We start from the raw sequence: 17,086 nt of genomic DNA, 5'->3' as shown, positions 1-17,086 counted from the left end.
ACAAATGATTTGGCCATCCAAGACAGGTTCTTTCTGTGGTGCTCGTGACAGACTCGGAAATGTCCTGAACGTGTCTCTTTGATACACAGGTTCATGTCACCCAAACGGAGCAGCACAATGACAAAAAAAATGCATGCTTGGTCGCTCGCGGCCTTGCCCCTGGCTATCGGATTGGCCAGTTTTTCAGGTTCTGCAAACGCAGTCAGTTTCAACATCGGGGAAGTCGAGGCTCAGCTGGATTCGCAGCTGTCGATCGGGGCGAGCATGTCTACCGCTGGCCGGGACAAGCGCCTGTATTATCTGCGCAGTGAAGGTGGTGAAGCTGCAGCACGTACCTCCGATGATGGTCGCCTGAACTACGACAAAGGCGATGTTTTCTCCAAAATTTTCAAGGGCTCCCATGATCTCGAGCTGCGCTACGGGGACTCGGGTGCCTTCATTCGTGGCAATTACTGGTACGACTTTGAAACCAAAGACGGCAGCCAGGATTTCTACGATATCGATGATTCCGGCCGTCATCCGCTGCAGAAAGGCGCGGGTATCCAACTGCTGGACGCGTTCGTTTATCACAACTACGCCATTGGCAATAACCCTGGCAACGTCCGTCTGGGCCGTCAGGTGGTCAGCTGGGGTGAAGGTGTCTTCATCCAGAACGGTATCAACGCCATCAACCCCATCGATGCCTCCGCTTTCCGCCGTCCCGGCGCCGAGCTGAAGGAAGGTCTGCTGCCGGTCGAGATGCTGTACATTTCCCAGGGCCTGACTGAAAACCTGAGCATGGAAGCCTTCTACCAGCTCAAGTGGCATGGCACTGTTGCGGATAACTGCGGTACGTTCTTCTCCACTACTGACGTGGCGGCGCGTGGTTGCACCGACCGGTTGATCTTTAATGGTGTAGATTTCCCACAGGGGGAGGCTCAAGCTCCTTTCTATATCGCCCGTACCCAGAAAGATAAAGACGCCAGTGATAGCGGCCAGTTCGGGGTGGCGTTCCGCTGGTTTGTGCCAGAGTTGAACAACACTGAGTTCGGCTTCTACGCAATGAATTACCATAGCCGAGGCCCCGTATACTCAAACGAGGTAGGTGGTCTGTTGGCTGGCCAAGCCCCAACACCAGGTTATGATGGCGGCGCCGGCGGTGCTGGCTATTTCTTTGAATATCCGGAAGACATTCGTCTGTATGGCATCAGCTTTGGTACCGACATTGGCGGTATGTCTGTAGCTGGTGAGATCAGCTATCGTCCGAATATGCCGCTGCAGATCAATACTGGAGACATGAGTCGCGCTGCATTGTATTTAGGGGCTGGCGCTGCTGATAATACGCACCGCTACCAGCCCGGCGAGGTTCAGGTCGGCGATTATCTCCAAGGCTATGAGCGCAAGGAGTTCTGGCAGGCGTCCATGAGCGCGGTCCATTTTATTGATCGCGTTATGGGTGCGAGCCGCCTGGCATTGATCGGTGAGGTCGGTGCGAACTATATCAGTGGCATCGGTAGCGGCAACGGGGAAACCAAGTTCGGTCGCGACTCGCTGTTTGGTCAAAGCCCCTACGCCGATGGTAGCTGCGATTCCAATGTTGCAGATAACCCGCACGGTGCGAGCTGGTGCGAGAACGATGGTTTCTATACCGACTTCTCCTGGGGCTACCGTCTGCGTGCCTCCCTGGACTACAGCAACGTGATTGCCGGTATCAACCTGAGCCCGAACATCGCCTGGTCGCACGACGTTGAGGGTTACAGCCCGAACTTCGTGGAGAACGCCAAGTCGGTCAGCCTCGGGGTGAATGCCGACTATGCCAACAAGTACAACGCCAGCCTGAGCTACACCAACTTCTTTGATGGCAAGTACAACACTCTGGTCGACCGCGACTTCGCCGCAGTCAGCTTCGGCGTAAGCTTCTAAGGTTTTGGAGAAAAATAATATGCGTATGCAAAAAGCAGTATTGGGTGCATGTGGTCTTGCCTTGAGCATGATCGCCACTGGCGTGATGGCTCAGAGCCTGACCCAGGCAGAAATCGATCAGTTGGGTAACACCCTGACGCCAGTCGGTGCGGAAAAGGCCGGTAACGCGGCAGGCACCATTCCCGAGTGGACCGGCGGCCTGGCCAAAGATGCTGGCAAGCAGATCGAGCGCGGCTTCTGGGAAAACCCCTATGAGAACGAGCAGCCCGAGTTTGTCATCACCGCCCAGAACTACCAGGAGCACAAGGACAACCTGACCCCCGGTCAGATCGCCATGTTCGAGCGCTACCCGGAAACCTTCCGCATGCCGGTATACCAGAGCCATCGTAGCGTTGGCCTGCCGCAGTCAGTGTATGACCAGATCAAGCAGACCGCTGGTCAGGCCAAGCTGGTTAATGGCGGTGACGGTATCGACAACTTTACCCATGGCAGCTTTGCTTTCCCGATCCCTAAGGCCGGCGGCGAAGTGGTATGGAACCATCTGACCCGCTATCGCAAGAACGTTCACCGTTCCTACGTACAGGCGATGCCGCAGACCAATGGCTCCTATACCTTGATCAAGTTCGAGGAAGATGTTGCCTATCCGCAGTTCATGCCTGACGTGGATCTGGAAAAGGCCGCCAACGTCCTGGTCTATTTCAAGCAGCGGGTGAACGCTCCAGCGCGTCTGGCCGGTAACGTGCTGCTGGTTCACGACACCCTGGATCAGTTGAAAGAGCCGCGCATGGCGTGGGTCTACAACGCCGGTCAACGTCGTGTGCGCCGTGCTCCCCAGGTAGCCTATGACGGCCCGGGTACCGCTTCTGACGGTATGCGTACCACCGACAACTTCTCCATGTTCAGTGGCGCGCCGGATCGCTACAACTGGGAGCTGGTCGGCAAGAAGGAAATCTACGTACCGTATAACAGCTACAAGCTGTCTGATCCGAAGCTGAAGTACAGTGACATCCTGCAGGCCGGTCACATCAACCCGGAACACACCCGCTTCGAGCTGCACCGTGTGTGGGAAGTTCAGGGCAACGTGAAAGACGGTCAGCGTCACATCTACGCCCAGCGTAACTTCTTCTTCGATGAAGACTCCTGGATGCTGAACCTGGCTGACCATTACGATGGTCGCGGCACTCTGTGGCGCGTAGCCGAAGGCCATCTGGCCCACGCTTACAGCGAACAGCTGCCGGGTTACAGCACCGAGACCCTGTACGACCTGCTGGCAGGCCGTTACATCGCTCTGGGCATGTACAACGAAGAGTCCTCCGCACCCAAGTTCGGTATGACGCCTTCGTATAACGAATTCACTCCGGCAGCCCTGCGCTCCTCGGGTGTTCGTTAATAGCTGATCACTTCGGTGATTGAAAAAGGGAGCCCTCGGGCTCCCTTTTTTCATGTCAGTGGGTAACGGGAATTTGCACCAAACTTTTCCCGAAACGGTGCTGTCCAAAACCACAGCGGGAGGGGTTTTGGTCAGGCCGAAGCCTCTTCGTTAACGTTGGGACCGCGGAGCATTGTGGTTCAACTCTTCACTAACAAGAGGTAATCCCATGAATAACATCGTTTACATCGTCGGCGCTGTGGTCATTGTCCTGGCTATCCTGTCATTCCTCGGGTTCCGTTAATCGCTGAAGCGCTAGCGCGCCCGCTGCGGCCAGATAGATAGTTGCGCAGCAAACCCACGAACCGGTTCGGCTGTGCGGTGCTGAACACCTTCAGCAAACCTGCAGCATCCATGGTGCGGTGCTGCCGGTCGAAGGACAGCGCATTGCGCAGCGCGGGCCAGCAATGTACCGGCAGATTGGCGGGGCGTTGCAGCGATTGGTCCTGCTGCATGTCCTTGGCTTGCTGCGCGGTCAGCCGGCTGAACGGATGCAGTCCTCCACTCAACTCATAGAGTATGCAGGCCATGGCGTAGACATCGGCCGAGGCGGTCAGGGGCTCGCCATTGATCAACTCCAGGGCGGCGTAACGCGGTGTCCAGGCGGCGATGCGTTTGCGGCTGAGGCGGGGTAATCCCGGCAATAACCCATCCATGGCCTGTCCCAGACCAAAATCGAACAGGCGCACACCATCTTCAGTAAGAATCACGTTGCTCGGCTTGAGATCGCCATGCAGTACGCCATGACTGTGTGAGCAGACCAGCGCCTGTAATAGCGGCAGGGCAATGTCTTGCAATTGCTGCCAGGGCAGGCCGGCAGGGTGGGCTTCGATCAGTTGGTCCAGCGTCGGCCCCTTGAGCAGCTCCATGGTGATGAAGGCGCGCTGGCTAGGACGGTCAATGGCGAAATCGTGCAGCCGAACGATATGGGCATGGTGCAGACGGTTGGTCAGGGCATATTCGCTGTAGAGCAGGGCGTTGGCATCGGGGTATTCCAGAAAGCTCTCATTCAAGGCCTTCAGCGCTACCCAGGGTTCGGGATCACCGAAATGGGCACGCAGTAGGTCCTTGGCTCTATAGACGGCCCCCATGCCACCCACACCCAGCAGGCGTTCGATACGATAGCGTTTGCACAATACCTGGGGCAGCACATCGGCGTTGCCACCTGCGGCTTTCGGCGGCGTTGGCGATTCAACCTCGGCGCGGGCGAGACGGGTGAGTTTGGAAGAGGGTATTTCTTTCTCTGTAGTCGTCATCTCGGAATCCATGTCTCAGCGGCGGATTACCACGGCACTGATGTTGTCCCGCGCCGGCCCGGCCAGGCACTGATTGAACAGTCTCTGGAGAGCCAATGAGGGAGAGGGAAGGTCCATGGCTGCACCGATGGCGTCGGGTAGCAGGCTCTGGTAAAGCCCATCGCTGCACAGCAGCAGGGTGTCGCCCGGATAGACGGTGAAGCGGATCATGTCCAGATCGAGTTTTTCATGGGCGCCAATAGCCCGGGTCAGCGCACGCGCTGACGGGTGTCGCGCCGCCTCGGCTGGGCTCATCCGCTGATCGCGGATGAGCTCCTCCATGAACGAGTGATCGTGGGAAAGCTGAAACAGCCGCCCACCACGCCACATATAGCAACGGCTATCGCCCGCCCAGAGACAGCAGGCCTGGTCGCCACGGGCTAGCAGCGCAACCACGGTGCTGCCGACGATGGTCTCGGGTTGATCAGCATGTACTGTCAGGTCCAGGGCCAGATGCCGGTTCAAACTATGCAGCGTCGAGCGTAGCCAGTCGACCTGCTGATCCAGATCGAGGAAGTCCGGCAGCTCGGCCAGTCGCTCGACGATCAGGCGGCTGGCCAGGTCGCCGTTCTGGTGGCCACCCATGCCATCAGCGACAATCCACAGACCCAGCTCAGGGAGGGCGAGAAAGGCATCCTCGTTGCGCGCCCGCACCTTGCCGGTATCGGTGCGGGCGGCGCAGCGCCAGCTGCCTGACGTCGCTGCCATTACAGTTTCGCCGGCAGACTGAAGCCGCGCATCAGACTGATATCGAATGGGTTGGGTGAGCGCTGGCTGTGCAGCAGGTAGTTCGCTCGCATGCCGCCCAGACTGGCCTTGACCAGCAATACATCGCGGTCATTGTGATGGGCGACTTCCATCTGATCCAGCAGGCGGAACAGCGACCAGGCGCCGGAGTTCTGTTCGATACTGGTGCGCTTGCCACCCAGATCCTCCACGGTCAGCGTGATGCGACCATCTTCCGCCGTTGCCGGCCAACGGAACGGGGTCTGCACGATGGGGCCATGGCGATACTCCATATTCTGGTCACCGAAGCGGAAACTCGCGCGACCGAGGCTGGAATCCAGCGAGTAAGGTTCCAGTTTGAACAGGATCTGCGGCTCGTCGGGGCTTTCACTGAAGAAGCTTTTGCGAATGGTTTGAATACGGCTCATCTGCGCCAGGAACTGACTGGACAACGGCAGGCCGCGCCCATCGACCCGGCGCAGGTGGTAGCGGTTGGCGCTGCCACTGACGAAGGGACGCAAGTAGTTATCGAAGAAGTTGTCCGCCACGCCATGGACCTTGAAAAATTCACGGAAATCGGTCAGAGCCACTTCGCTTTCAGTGTTGGCGAGGAAGGGGTAGCGCTGGTGCAGGGAGGCCCGGTAGGGCGCATAGAACTCGCTGCGATAGCGCTCGGCGATGTACCGGTAAGCATCATCCAGCACCAGCATCCAGCTTTCTGCCGCCATGCTGCTGAACCAGTTGCCGATCGGCTGGGGCAACAGATCGGCATTGGCGCGTACCTGGTTGATTGCATCCTGGCGACCGGTCATGCGTACCTTGGCCATCTCGAAGGCGGCCTGCTGCGGTGAGCTGGCATGGGCCAATCCGGACAATTGCTGCTGCAGACCGTTGAGGGCCTGCATGGCGGTGGCCAGTTCGGGGCTGGCGGCACCCTGCTCGTCGAGCAGGCGATGCAGCGGCTCAAAGCGGCGCTCCAATAGTTGCCGAGCATTGTTGGTCGCGGGGCCGACTACCGACAGACTATCCGTATCCGGCAGGCCATCGACGGGTGGCTCGACCATTGTGAACCGGGTGTTATCACGCACCTCGGTAAGCAAGCGCAGCAACGGAGAGCTGGAGGTGGTAAGGCCGGCCAGTTGCTGCGCTGCTTGATTGGCATTGATCAGCGGTTCGGATTTCAGCAGTGACAACGCCTCGGACCAGTAGTTGGCATAATCCTGAAAATACAGCTGTTCCATTTCCGCCTGCAGCCGCTCCATGTCCTTGCTGCTGAGTTTGTCATTCTCGCCGAGTACCCAGTTGTCCTTGAGAATATTGCCCACCAATCCTGCGCCACGGTCGGCGAACATCTTCTGGTAGCCCTTGCGGGTGTAGAAACCGGGAATGCCGTAGTTGCTGCCGGTGACCAGTGTGGCGTTGGGACCCAGATGGTGGGCCAGACGGTACTCCGGCAGACTCTCGGCCTGTTCGCCCAGGCTGCGGTACAGAATGCTGGCCAGGGATTCGCTACGCAGTTGCAGTCGCGCTTCGGCAACCAGACGGCCATTGAGCCGGTAGGGCGAGAACGACTCGTCCAGCAGGCGGCGGAAGTGGTTATTCAGCCCTTCCTGGACGCGATTGTTGCCGGGGTACAAACGTGACCAGTCGGCGGCCATCCAGTTCTGCAACCAAGTGGCATCCCGGCGCCTTTCCAGGTTGAGCATCAGATAGGCACGCAGGTTATCCAGCAGGCGTTCGCGGTTGTTCATGCTGTAGCGAATCTGCCGTTCCAGCTGCTGGCCGACCCGCGGCAGCAGTAAGGTTTCCAGATCCCGGCGGTAGGCCTGGTACAGCGTCGATTCTACCTTCTCACCCTGATACAGCCCGCCGCGATGGCGCCAGGCAACCTGGTCCGCCGGTGGGAACAACTGACTGGCCGCATAGCTGGCATCGAGCACGCCGAGAATATCCCGCGCGTCATCCCGTGACTCGATACCGTGGCGTTCCTGGCCGAGTTCGCGGCCCATTTCCCGCAGCCGTTCGAGGCGGTCATGGTTGTTGGAGAAGCCGCTGGTCCAGGTAATGCCCAGCGCCATCAGACAGACGACGGCGCAGGCATACATGCTACGCTGACGCCAGTTGATGCGTTTCACCTCGCGCTGATCCAGCCCGGCCAGCTCGGATTCAGGAAACACCACCCGACTGAGCAGATGCTGAATGAAGCGCGCCTGGCCGCTGCGCAACGACGGCAACTCGCTGGCCAATGGCGACAGGTTCTGACCGATGCTGGCAGTCAGCGGGTCGACCTGGCTCTGCAGGTGCGGTGCGCTGGTCAGATAGAACCCGCGCAGCTGCGTTGCCTGCTGGTAGCGATTGCCGGAGAAGGCCAGTTCGATGAACAGACCGAGACGCTCGCCGATCTGGCCCAACTGATGGGGAAAGTCCAGGATGCGGCCGCGGCGCTGGGTGTCGCGCTCTTGATGCAGGCGGGAGATGACCTGGCTGTTGAGTCGGCGCAACAGTTCCTCGAACTCCTCGCGAACAACCTGAATACTGGTGCTGTCCTGGCCCTCCCCGAAGGTCGCGCCCAGTACCTGATCGGCTTCATCGCGCGCCAGCTGATCGAAGTACTCATCGAAGCCGAGCAGTTCATCGGCCTTGCTCAGCACCAGATAAACAGGCACGTCCATGCCCAGCTTCTGGTTGATCTCCAGCAGCCGTTGGCGGGTCTGCCGGGCCAGGGTTTCCAGACCCAGCTCGTTCTGGCCAAGTAGCTGATCCATGGGCACGTTCACCAGCACGCCATTGAGCGGGCGCGGCCGGCGGCGACGCAGCAGGGTCAACAGGGTCTGCCAGGCCAGGCCGTCGATCTGGTTGTCCGGCTGGGTGAGATAACGGCCAGCGGTATCGATCAGCACCGCATGCTCGGCGAAATACCAGTCGGCATGGCGAGTCGGGGAAATATCCCGGGTCATGCGTCCCTTTTCGCTCTTGTTCAGCGGGAACTCGATGCCGGAAAAATCCAGCAGGCTGGTCTTGCCGCTGCCCTGGGGGCCGATCAACAGGTACCAGGGCAGCTCACTGCGCCAGCGCTCGCTGCGTCCGCGGTAGAAACTGGAGCGGCGCAGGGTGCGGACGGCGTTGCGATAGCGGTTGTGCAGCTCGTACTGCTCTTCGACGATGATGCCTTCGCGGCGCAGACGTTCCGGCGCCTGTTCGTCGTCCTCCTCGGCCTTCTTCTGCTTGCCGTTGCGCCAATGGACGAAAGCCATGCACAAGCCCCAGATGAGGACGATGAGGCTGATAAGCAGCAGGCGGTTGGCGACCGGGGCGAGGATCTTGCGGTCATTGATGGCCAGCAACGGGCCGCTGAACCAGACCAGCACAGCCAATGCCAGCACGACGCACAGGCTCAAGGCCCAGCCCTGGCGAAACAATGCGAGAGCGCGATACAAAACAGATCTGATATTCATTGGCCGTCTTCCCTGGATGACAATGAGCTTTCAACCGGAGCCTGGCTGATCCAGGGCTGCAGTACGCTGGCGCGCTGTTCACTGAGGACCCAACTGAATCCGCCGTACATCACTGCCAGGCAGATTGCCGTGGACAACGCCACCAGCCAGCCGGGGATGATCCGGATCAACTGGCCACCCTTGTGCTGCAAACCTTCCCAGTGGGGAGAAATGTCTCGCGGGATGTCGCCCCGCAGCTGGCGGATCTGGCGGAACAGGCTGTCGCGGATCAATTCCAGTTCCTGCATGCCGCGCGGCAGCACGCGATACTTGCCTTCGAAGCCCAGGGACAGGCACAGGTACATCAACTCCAGCATGGCCAGGTGTTTCACCGGATTGCGTGACAGACGCTCGAGTAGCAGGAAGAACTTCTCGCCACCGAAGGTCTCGTTATGGAAGCTGCTGAGCAGGCTCATCTGTGACCATTCGCTTTCATTGCCCCAGGGGGTGGTGACTACCGCCTCGTCAAGGGTGGTGCAGATAACGTAGCGAGCAGCCATTACCTGGCTGCTTTCCATGCCTTCCTGCAGGGTGCGGTGCTCGAACAGCTTGATCTCGGTAATCAGCCGCTCGCGCAGGTGCGGCAGGTCTTCGGTGGTATGGCTGTGCTTGAGCCGCACCACTTCGGACAGCAGCGTCGCCGCTGCACCAGTGAGCGGGTTCAGGCTGAGATTGAAGCTTTCGGCGGGGCGTACCCGCGCCGCATAGATCATGCGCTCATCCAGTTGCTCGAACTTCGCCGGTGGGGTGAAGTCGGTCAGCGCAGTCTGTGCCGGCGCTTCGTTGCCGCGGTGGAGGATGACGGTCTGGTCATCCTGGCCGTGATGTAGTTCCCTGATTGTCATGTCAGCTCCTGATGGCCCAGAACATCATTTCCAACCCGGGGAATTCGCCGGAAACGTGGAAGGCGAAACCGCCTGAACGTTCCAGCTGTGCCAGGTCTTCGGAGCTGAGTTCCAGCGCGAAATAGGTTTTGCCCGAATGGAAGGGGATCTGCCGTGGCGCTACTGGCATGGGCCGAATGCGGATGCCGGGCAGATGCAGGTTGACCAATTGACGGATGCGTTCCACCGGACCGATCTTGAGGTGGGCGGGCAGGCGTTGGCGCAGTTCCTCTGAGTCGCAATGGGCACTGGCGGCGAGTACGAAGGAGGCATTGCCGAGCAGCTTGTGATCATTCAACGGCGACACCTGGATACCGTACTGGCGCTGCTGCAGGGCCATCTCGATGGCGTGCTGCTCCAGCACCATGGACAGCACCTGGCGGATGGCGGTCATCAACTTGCGGAAGCTGGTGCCCTGATCGCTGTGCTGATAGCGGCCTTCCAGCCGCGGCCGGCGGGCCTCACCGGAGTAGCTCGACAGCTCGCCGAGCATTGCCAGCAGATCGCGATAGATCTGCTCGGGATGGATTTGTTCCTGGGTCAGATAGTGACGCAGCACCGGCTCCACACGGTTGATCAATTGCAGCATCAGAAAGTCGCCCACTTCCGCGGCACCGGTCTTGCCGGTTGCCCGCACACGCTCGGCCAGGATGTCACCTCGATGGGCGAGCATGCCGACAACTTCCTTGACGCAGGACTGGAGGAAGGGGCTGGTCTGAAAGTGCAGATGGGTGGCGATGTAATCCTGATCCAGGCTCACCACACCGTCGGGGGTGGTATCCAATACCTGGCACAGTTTGAGTTGCACACAGGCCTGACTCTCTTCACCATCTGCCAGCTGCAGCCGGAAATCCGGCTGGCCGCAGCTGACCTGAGCCGAGCTGCTGTCGCCTGCATTGGAGTCGGCTACCTCGGCCTGGCGCGCAACGTAACGGGCGAGCACGTCTTTCTGCTCCGGTCGCCGGGCCTCGATGTGATTGCCACTGACCAGGGGCAGGGTGAGATAGACCGGTGTGTTGCTGGTGTTGGGTGGAATATCCAGCGCCAGGGGCTCCTGCTCGGTACCCAGTTCGAACAGGGTACCGTCGGGCAGGATCCCGCTGGCCTGGTTGATCACCAGCTTGCCGGTGGTGAGAAACTGGTGATCGATCTCCAGCTGGAAGAATCCCCAGCTGCAACTGGTCTGCCGCTGGGTCCGGGCCTTCAACTGGTAATCGTAGTAGCGGTCGTTCTGCTGGAAGTGCTGCGGACGCAGCAGCATGCCTTCCTGCCATATGACTTTACGTGTGGCCATGATCAGTCTTCCCTGGCGGATGCAGGCGTGCTGATGCCCCGCGCGTCGAGATACAGCTCGGCCTGGTTGTGGCTCTTCTGCTTGAGCGGGATCACGTAGCGCCAATTGGCCTCGGGCAGGTTGCGATAGGCAGCGAGCACGCCGATATAGCGGCTCTCGGGTTGCGTCGACAGTTTGTAGCTGCGCTTATCACCAGGGCGCAGTTCGAGCTCTTCCTGGCTTACCAGGTCGGGCGTGAGCACTTCCCGGGGGCGTTGATACAGCGAGAAAAATTCGGTGTTCTCGAAGGCCACTGGATTGCGCAGTTCGATCAGTCGGACCACGATCGGTGAAGGGCGGTCATTGATGTCCGGGTTCAACCGGGGACTGCCTTCGAGGGTCAAGTCCAGCTTGGTGGTGCTGGAAAAGGGCGAGCAGCCGCTCAGGGCGAGCAGGGTGCACAGAGCAAGCAAAAGCATGGGACGCGGCATGGCAGTCATCCTTGAAAGTCATTGTTGAGGGTGGCGATAAGGCGAATCTGTTCTTCGTAGGCGGTGGCAAAGTCCCGGGCGAACAGGCGTTCGCTCCATTCATTGTTTTCTTCCAGCGCGTTGTACAGCCGCATATAAGCGCGCCAGCGACCGCCTGCAGTGCTGATCAGCGACTTGTTCTCCCGCTCGAAACGCAGCGTCAGCTGCTCGGGGGACAGGTGCTCCAGCATGCCCTTGACGGCGGCACGGCTGGCCGCGATCAGCGCCACCTGATGAGCCTGTAGATCCCGGAACGCACGGCTTACCGCCTGTTCCGCGGGCAACTGGCCGGGCTCGCTGTCGCGCAGCAGGATGGTCAGCGCGGCGGTGGCATCGCTGCTGTGCTTGAGTGGATTATTGCCAGCGGTCTGCACAGTGGTCTGGGCCAGGCGCATCTCGCTTTTCAGGTCGCTGCGGGTACGCAGGCTCTGCTGCAGATTGCCCACACTGATCTTCAGCAGCCGGGCGACACGCAGCGCCAGCGCTTCGCGCTGCGTATCATCCAGCTGTTCCAGATCCATCCCCAGTTCGCTGCCGAAACGCTCCCAGAAACGCGGCGGCTGGCGTTCCTGCTCGGGGGCCGGCGCCGGGGCGGAGGGCGCCGGTGGGGCGACCAGCTCGGGCACCGCCAGGCTTTCCATATCGACACGTGCATAGTCCTGCTGGGCCTGCCGTTGAGGGGCCAGGCCGGGCATCGCCAGCTCATCGGTCTCGTTGTACAGTCGCTCCTGCTGATCCAGCGCATTCAGCGGGTCCAGGTCGAGAAAGGCATCGTCGGGGATGATATTGTCCGCGCCGGGGGAGCCGCTGGCGTGGTCGAGGAACACCGACGGGTCCTGAATCAGCCGTGCCCGGATCTCCACCTCGCCAAGGCGGTACACATTGCCATGTTCGATGCGCTGGGGCTCGCCCTTGTTCAGTCGCTCGCCGCTGCCCGTCAGCTCGATGCCATTGCTGCTGGTGTCGGTCAGATAAAAATGACCGTCATGATGACTGATACGTGCGTGCTGGCCGGAGATGACCCGCCGCGTGTCGGGGATCACCCAGTCACAGCTGTCGGCGCGGCCGATGATGCCGCCGGCCTGCTTGAAGCTCTTGCTGATGGCCAGACCGGGCATCTGCTGCGGGGCGCTGACCACATCGAATACCAATTCCATGGTGAGGTACTCCTGGCGCTACGGGCGGCGCTCGGCCGCGGTGGGGTCTCCCAGCGGACGGTAGTCGCCGTCGCTGAGCTTGTAATTGGCACCACAGCCGGCCAGACACAGAGTCATGGCCAGTAGCAGCAGGCTACGCCGGCGGCGTCGGGACTGTTGCACGCATGTCGAAATGGAAGATCCGAACATCATCTATTGCTACTCCTTGGGTTATCCGGGCAATTCAAGCGGCGGTCATTGACGGGCATCGGCTTTCTCCCGCGATCTGATGTCCGCCGCACAGATATTCAGGCGCTGCATGCGGTAAAGCAGCGTGCGGCGGGGCAATCCCAGTTCGGTGGCGGCACTGGTCTGGTTGCCCTGGTTGCGGCGCAGTGATTCGATCAGCAGGTTGCGTTCAACCTGTTCCAGGCGCTCGCGCAGGTTGCGACTGGTATCCGCGGCGTCTTCCAGCGAGAAGTGCTCGGGTAGCAGCTCATTGCCGTCGCACAGCAGAATGGCTCGCTCGACTACCCCCTTGAGTTCCCGCACGTTGCCGGGAAAGGGGTAGCCGAGCAGCTGCGACTCGGCGGCCTGCGACCAGCGACAGAGCGGACGCTGGAGAAAGGCGCAGGCCTGTTCGGCAAAATGCCGGGCCAGCTGCAGGATGTCCTGGCCACGTTCCTGCAGTGGCGGCAGCTCGATGGGGAAGTGCGCCAGCCGGTAGTAGAGGTCTTCACGGAAGGTGCCGGCTTCCACCAGCAGCTTCAGGTCACGGTGGGTCGCAGCGATGATGCGGACATCAACCTTGTGTGTGTCGGTGCTGCCCAGTGGCCGCACTTCGCCTTCCTGCAGCACCCGCAGCAACTTGGCCTGCAGGCTCAACGGCATGTCGCCAATTTCATCGAGGAACAGGGTGCCGGTGTCGGCAGCGTCGAGCAGGCCGGTATGATCCCGGTCGGCGCCGCTGAAGGCGCCCTTGCGGTAGCCGAACATCTCGCTTTCCAGCAGATTCTCCGGCAGCGAAGCGCAGTTCTGTACCACGAAGGGGCGGGTACGCCGGAAACCGTAATCATGGATCGCGCGGGCCACCAGCTCCTTGCCGGTGCCGGTTTCGCCGGTCAGCAGCACATTCACGGGGTTGTGCAGTACCTTGCCGAGCAACTGATAGAGCGTGCGCATGGCCGGGCTGTTACCGATCAGTCCGTAGCCGCTGGGGCAGGGGCGATCCGGTGCCGGCTCTGCCGTGGCCGGGGCGGGCACGGTATCGACCCGCTGCAGCAGACCGAGCTGGCTCACCGTGAAGTTGCCTAGCAACCCCAGGGAGTCGGCAAAGTTGCCCAGGCGCAGTGACTGGGTGCTGGCGGTGAGCAATACACCGAGTACATGCCGGGCTTCGGAGAGCAGCGGCAGGCACAGCAGGGTGCGCCACGGCGTGGCACTATCCGGCAGGAAAGCGGTGTCATGCAGGCTGCTGTCGAGCGTATCGATGGCCAATATCTGGTTCTGGCACAAGCAGTACTGCAGCAACTGTTCGCGGTGATAGTCGCTGGGCAAGCCGGCCTGTTCCCGGATCTGCCAGTTGTTCTCATGCCATTCGGCCGCCAGGGTCAGTTGGGTATGGGTGTCATCCAACAGGTACAGCTGACTCAGTTCGCAGCCGGTCAACTGACTGGCCGACTCAACCAGGCCCTGGCACAGGCGGCGGCTGTCGGTCAGCCCTGCCAGCCGGGAGAAGTGTTCGAGCAGTGCCTGGGCATAGCGCAATGGCTGCGGCAACTGGCTGAACATCAGCGGTGCTTCAGGCGAATTCACAGATAACCCGCCCTTCGTCAGTGACGGTGGCCTGCACCTGCCGCAGGGTCTCGCCAGTGGCCATCGCATCCAGCAGACGATCGACGGTCATGGCTTGCAGATGCCGGTCGATCAGTTGATCGATCAGGCGGGCGCCCATCTCACTGTCGCCGCAGAGGTCGGCGAAATGGGCGGCCAGCTCCGGTGTATGGCTGAAGCTCAAGCGGCGACGCTGCAGCCGCTCGGCGAAGCGCTCCAGCTTCAGCGCAACCAGTTCCTGCAGGACTTCGCCAGCGACGGGGTAATAAGGCACCACCTTCATGCGGGCTAGCAGCGCCGGCTTGAAATGGCGGCTCAGCGTCGGCCGGATGGCCTGTTCCAGCTGTTCGGCGGTGGGACGTTCGCCGCTGCGGCACAGCTCGACGATAACCTCCGACGCCAGATTGGAGGTGAGCAGAATCAGGGTATTGCGGAAGTTGATCTCCCGGCCTTCGCCGTCATTGGCTACGCCCTTATCGAAAATCTGGTAGAAGATGTTGAGCACATCCGGGTCGGCCTTCTCCACCTCGTCGAGCAGAATCACCGAATAGGGCTTCTGCCGAACCGCCTCGGTCAGCATGCCCCCTTCGCCGTAGCCAACGTAGCCGGGCGGAGCGCCGATCAGCCGGGACACACTGTGCTTTTCCTGGAATTCGGACATGTTGATAGTGGTGAGAAAACGCTCGCCGCCGTACAGCAGGTCGGCCAGTGCCAGCGCCGTCTCGGTCTTGCCGACGCCACTGGGGCCGGCGAGCAGGAAGACACCGGTGGGCGCATCCACTGGTGTCATGCCGGCGGCGGCGGCGCGGATGGCGCGGTTCACCGCCTGGACGGCCTGCTCTTGACCGCGCAGTCGTTGACGCAGATCGTCGCTGAAAGTCGCCACCTTGGCGTTATGCTGGCGCGCCAGTTGGGCCAGCGGAATGCCGGTCCAGTGGCTGATGACCTCGGCGACCAGGCGCGGGCAGACTTCATGGCTGACCAGCACGCCATCAGCCTGTGCAGCATGAAGTTCAGCCTGGGTCGCGCGCAGCCGAGATTCGAGGTCGGCGCTTTCTGTCTCCGCTTCCGGCAAATCTGCGCTTGTTGCCTCGTTGGCCTGGCGCGCGGCGGCGCATTGCTTGCGCAGTTCGAGCAGGCGCAGCGCCAGATCCCGTTGCGCTTCCCAGTGTTGCTGCATATCGATCAGTTCGCTGCGGGCGCTGAGCAGCCGGTTCTCCAGATGATCCAGGGCCTCGGTATCGATTGCCAGACCGGCCTGTTGATCGCGGCGCATGGCGTCGCATTGGCGGTCGCCCTCGGCCAGCTCCTGACGCAGGCTTTCGATGGCTTCAGGTGCCGCCGCCAGATTGATACGCACCCGCGCGCAGGCAGTGTCCAGCACATCCACCGCCTTGTCGGGCAATTGGCGGCCGGCCAGATAGCGGGCCGACAGTTCTGCTGCCGCGACCACCGCATCATCGCGTAGATAGACCCCATGACTCTGCTCGTAGACCGGTGCCAGTCCGCGCAGGATGGTGATCGCCTCGCTGACCGTCGGCTCGTGCAACTGCACCGGCTGGAATCGTCTGGCCAGCGCCGGGTCCTTCTCGAAGTATTTCTTGTACTCGCTCCAGGTGGTGGCGGCGATGGTGCGCAGCTCGCCACGGGCGAGGGCGGGTTTGAGCAGGTTGGCCGCATCCGAGCCACCCGCCTGCCCCCCAGCGCCGATCAGGGTGTGGGCCTCGTCGATGAACAGGATGATCGGCTGCTCCGATGCCTTGACCTCGTCAATCACCGCCTGCAGCCGCCGCTCGAACTCACCCTTGATGCTGGCGCCGGCTTGCAGCAGCCCCAGATCCAGGCACAGCAGTTCGGTATCCTGCAGTACTGGCGGCACCTCGCCTTCGGCGATGCGCAGTGCCAACCCCTCGACAATGGCGGTCTTGCCGACGCCGGCCTCGCCGACCACGATGGGGTTGTTCTTGCGGCGGCGAGCCAGGATATCGATCATCTGGCGGATGGCTGCATCGCGGCAGAGGACCGGATCGAGCCGACCCTCGCGGGCCTGGCGGGTGAAGTTATGGGTGAAGCGTTGCAGAGCTGATTCATCGTTCCCGGTACCACTTGGCGCTGGGGTAGCGGGTTGTTGTGAGCGAGCGAACTCACCCAGGCGCTCGGCGTTCAGGGTGCCGAGGATCGCCATGTAAGCGGTTCCGGCATAACGCAGCGGGTTGCGCAGCAGAGCGAGAATCAGCGCTGCCTGGTCGATCTGGCTTTGCTTGAGTTCCAGCGAGGCCGTCAGCAGTGCATCCTGCAGCCACTGCACCAACTCGGTGGAGAACACCGGATTGTTGGTTGCGCCCGATTCCGGGCGGGGCTGCAATACTGCAGCGAGTTCATCGACGCTGCTGCCGGCATCCAGCAATGCGCGTACCAGCAGGCTGTCGGAACGGTTCAGCAGGCCATCGAGCAGGTCTTCGATCAGTACCTTGGAGCCACCCCGGCTGACGCAGCGTTCGGCGGCGGCTTCCAGGTCGCGGCGGCTGTCAGCGTCGAGTGCCTGTACCAGTTGTTGCAAATCCAGATTGATCATTATCCGTCC

12 protein-coding genes are annotated in these 17,086 nt (G+C 61.1%); 2 read left to right on the top strand and 10 right to left on the bottom strand.

Annotated elements, in window-relative coordinates:
* The first annotated feature begins 117 nt into the window (after nucleotides 1-117).
* Together DHB74_RS07970 and DHB74_RS07965 are read left to right on the top strand one after the other, a co-directional pair.
* A complete protein-coding gene (locus DHB74_RS07970; protein WP_136869352.1) occupies nucleotides 118-1,902 on the top strand; it encodes a DUF1302 domain-containing protein in 1,785 nt (594 codons plus the stop codon).
* Between the two features lie 25 nt (nucleotides 1,903-1,927).
* Nucleotides 1,928-3,292, top strand: a complete 1,365-nt coding sequence (locus DHB74_RS07965) for a DUF1329 domain-containing protein (protein WP_136869402.1) — start codon at nucleotides 1,928-1,930, stop codon at nucleotides 3,290-3,292.
* Between the two features lie 254 nt (nucleotides 3,293-3,546).
* On the opposite strand, the gene DHB74_RS07960 is transcribed toward DHB74_RS07965, so the two are convergent.
* From DHB74_RS07960 to tssH, 10 genes are read right to left on the bottom strand one after another with little or no spacing between them, the layout of a single operon-like run.
* Nucleotides 3,547-4,587 carry a serine/threonine-protein kinase gene (locus tag DHB74_RS07960; protein WP_136869353.1) on the bottom strand — a complete coding sequence of 347 codons (1,041 nt, stop codon included), beginning with the start codon at nucleotides 4,585-4,587 and terminating at the stop codon, nucleotides 3,547-3,549.
* A 15-nt stretch (nucleotides 4,588-4,602) separates the two neighbouring features.
* Nucleotides 4,603-5,334 (bottom strand): PP2C family protein-serine/threonine phosphatase, encoded by a 732-nt coding sequence (locus tag DHB74_RS07955; RefSeq protein WP_136869354.1) that lies wholly within the window; start codon nucleotides 5,332-5,334, stop codon nucleotides 4,603-4,605.
* Entirely contained in the window at nucleotides 5,334-8,801 is a 3,468-nt protein-coding gene (gene tssM / locus DHB74_RS07950; RefSeq protein ID WP_499161384.1) for a type VI secretion system membrane subunit TssM, read from the bottom strand. The genes DHB74_RS07955 and tssM overlap by 1 nt, the downstream gene beginning before the upstream one ends.
* A 2-nt stretch (nucleotides 8,802-8,803) precedes the next feature.
* On the bottom strand, nucleotides 8,804-9,691 hold the full coding sequence (gene icmH, locus DHB74_RS07945; protein WP_280165497.1) for a type IVB secretion system protein IcmH/DotU: 888 nt from the start codon (nucleotides 9,689-9,691) through the stop codon (nucleotides 8,804-8,806).
* 1 nt (nucleotide 9,692) lies between these two features.
* Nucleotides 9,693-11,024, bottom strand: a complete 1,332-nt coding sequence (tssK, locus tag DHB74_RS07940; protein ID WP_280165498.1) for a type VI secretion system baseplate subunit TssK — start codon at nucleotides 11,022-11,024, stop codon at nucleotides 9,693-9,695.
* Between the two features lie 2 nt (nucleotides 11,025-11,026).
* Nucleotides 11,027-11,494: a type VI secretion system lipoprotein TssJ gene (gene tssJ / locus DHB74_RS07935; protein ID WP_036991085.1), complete on the bottom strand. Its 468-nt coding sequence runs from the start codon at nucleotides 11,492-11,494 to the stop codon at nucleotides 11,027-11,029.
* Nucleotides 11,495-11,499: 5 nt separating this feature from the next.
* Nucleotides 11,500-12,690: a type VI secretion system-associated FHA domain protein TagH gene (gene tagH, locus DHB74_RS07930; RefSeq protein WP_074780603.1), complete on the bottom strand. Its 1,191-nt coding sequence runs from the start codon at nucleotides 12,688-12,690 to the stop codon at nucleotides 11,500-11,502.
* 18 nt (nucleotides 12,691-12,708) lie between these two features.
* Nucleotides 12,709-12,882, bottom strand: a complete 174-nt coding sequence (locus tag DHB74_RS07925; RefSeq protein WP_407920280.1) for a type VI secretion protein — start codon at nucleotides 12,880-12,882, stop codon at nucleotides 12,709-12,711.
* A gap of 42 nt (nucleotides 12,883-12,924) precedes the next feature.
* Nucleotides 12,925-14,460 carry a sigma-54 interaction domain-containing protein gene (locus tag DHB74_RS07920; protein WP_136869404.1) on the bottom strand — a complete coding sequence of 512 codons (1,536 nt, stop codon included), beginning with the start codon at nucleotides 14,458-14,460 and terminating at the stop codon, nucleotides 12,925-12,927.
* 10 nt (nucleotides 14,461-14,470) lie between these two features.
* Nucleotides 14,471-17,077, bottom strand: a complete 2,607-nt coding sequence (gene tssH, locus DHB74_RS07915) for a type VI secretion system ATPase TssH (protein WP_499161190.1) — start codon at nucleotides 17,075-17,077, stop codon at nucleotides 14,471-14,473.
* Between the last annotated feature and the right edge of the window lie 9 nt (nucleotides 17,078-17,086).

The sequence above is a fragment of the Pseudomonas sp. G11-1 genome (assembly GCF_024031555.1).
Lineage (GTDB): Bacteria > Pseudomonadota > Gammaproteobacteria > Pseudomonadales > Pseudomonadaceae > Halopseudomonas > Halopseudomonas bauzanensis.
This window is presented reverse-complemented; position numbering and strand designations above follow the sequence as displayed.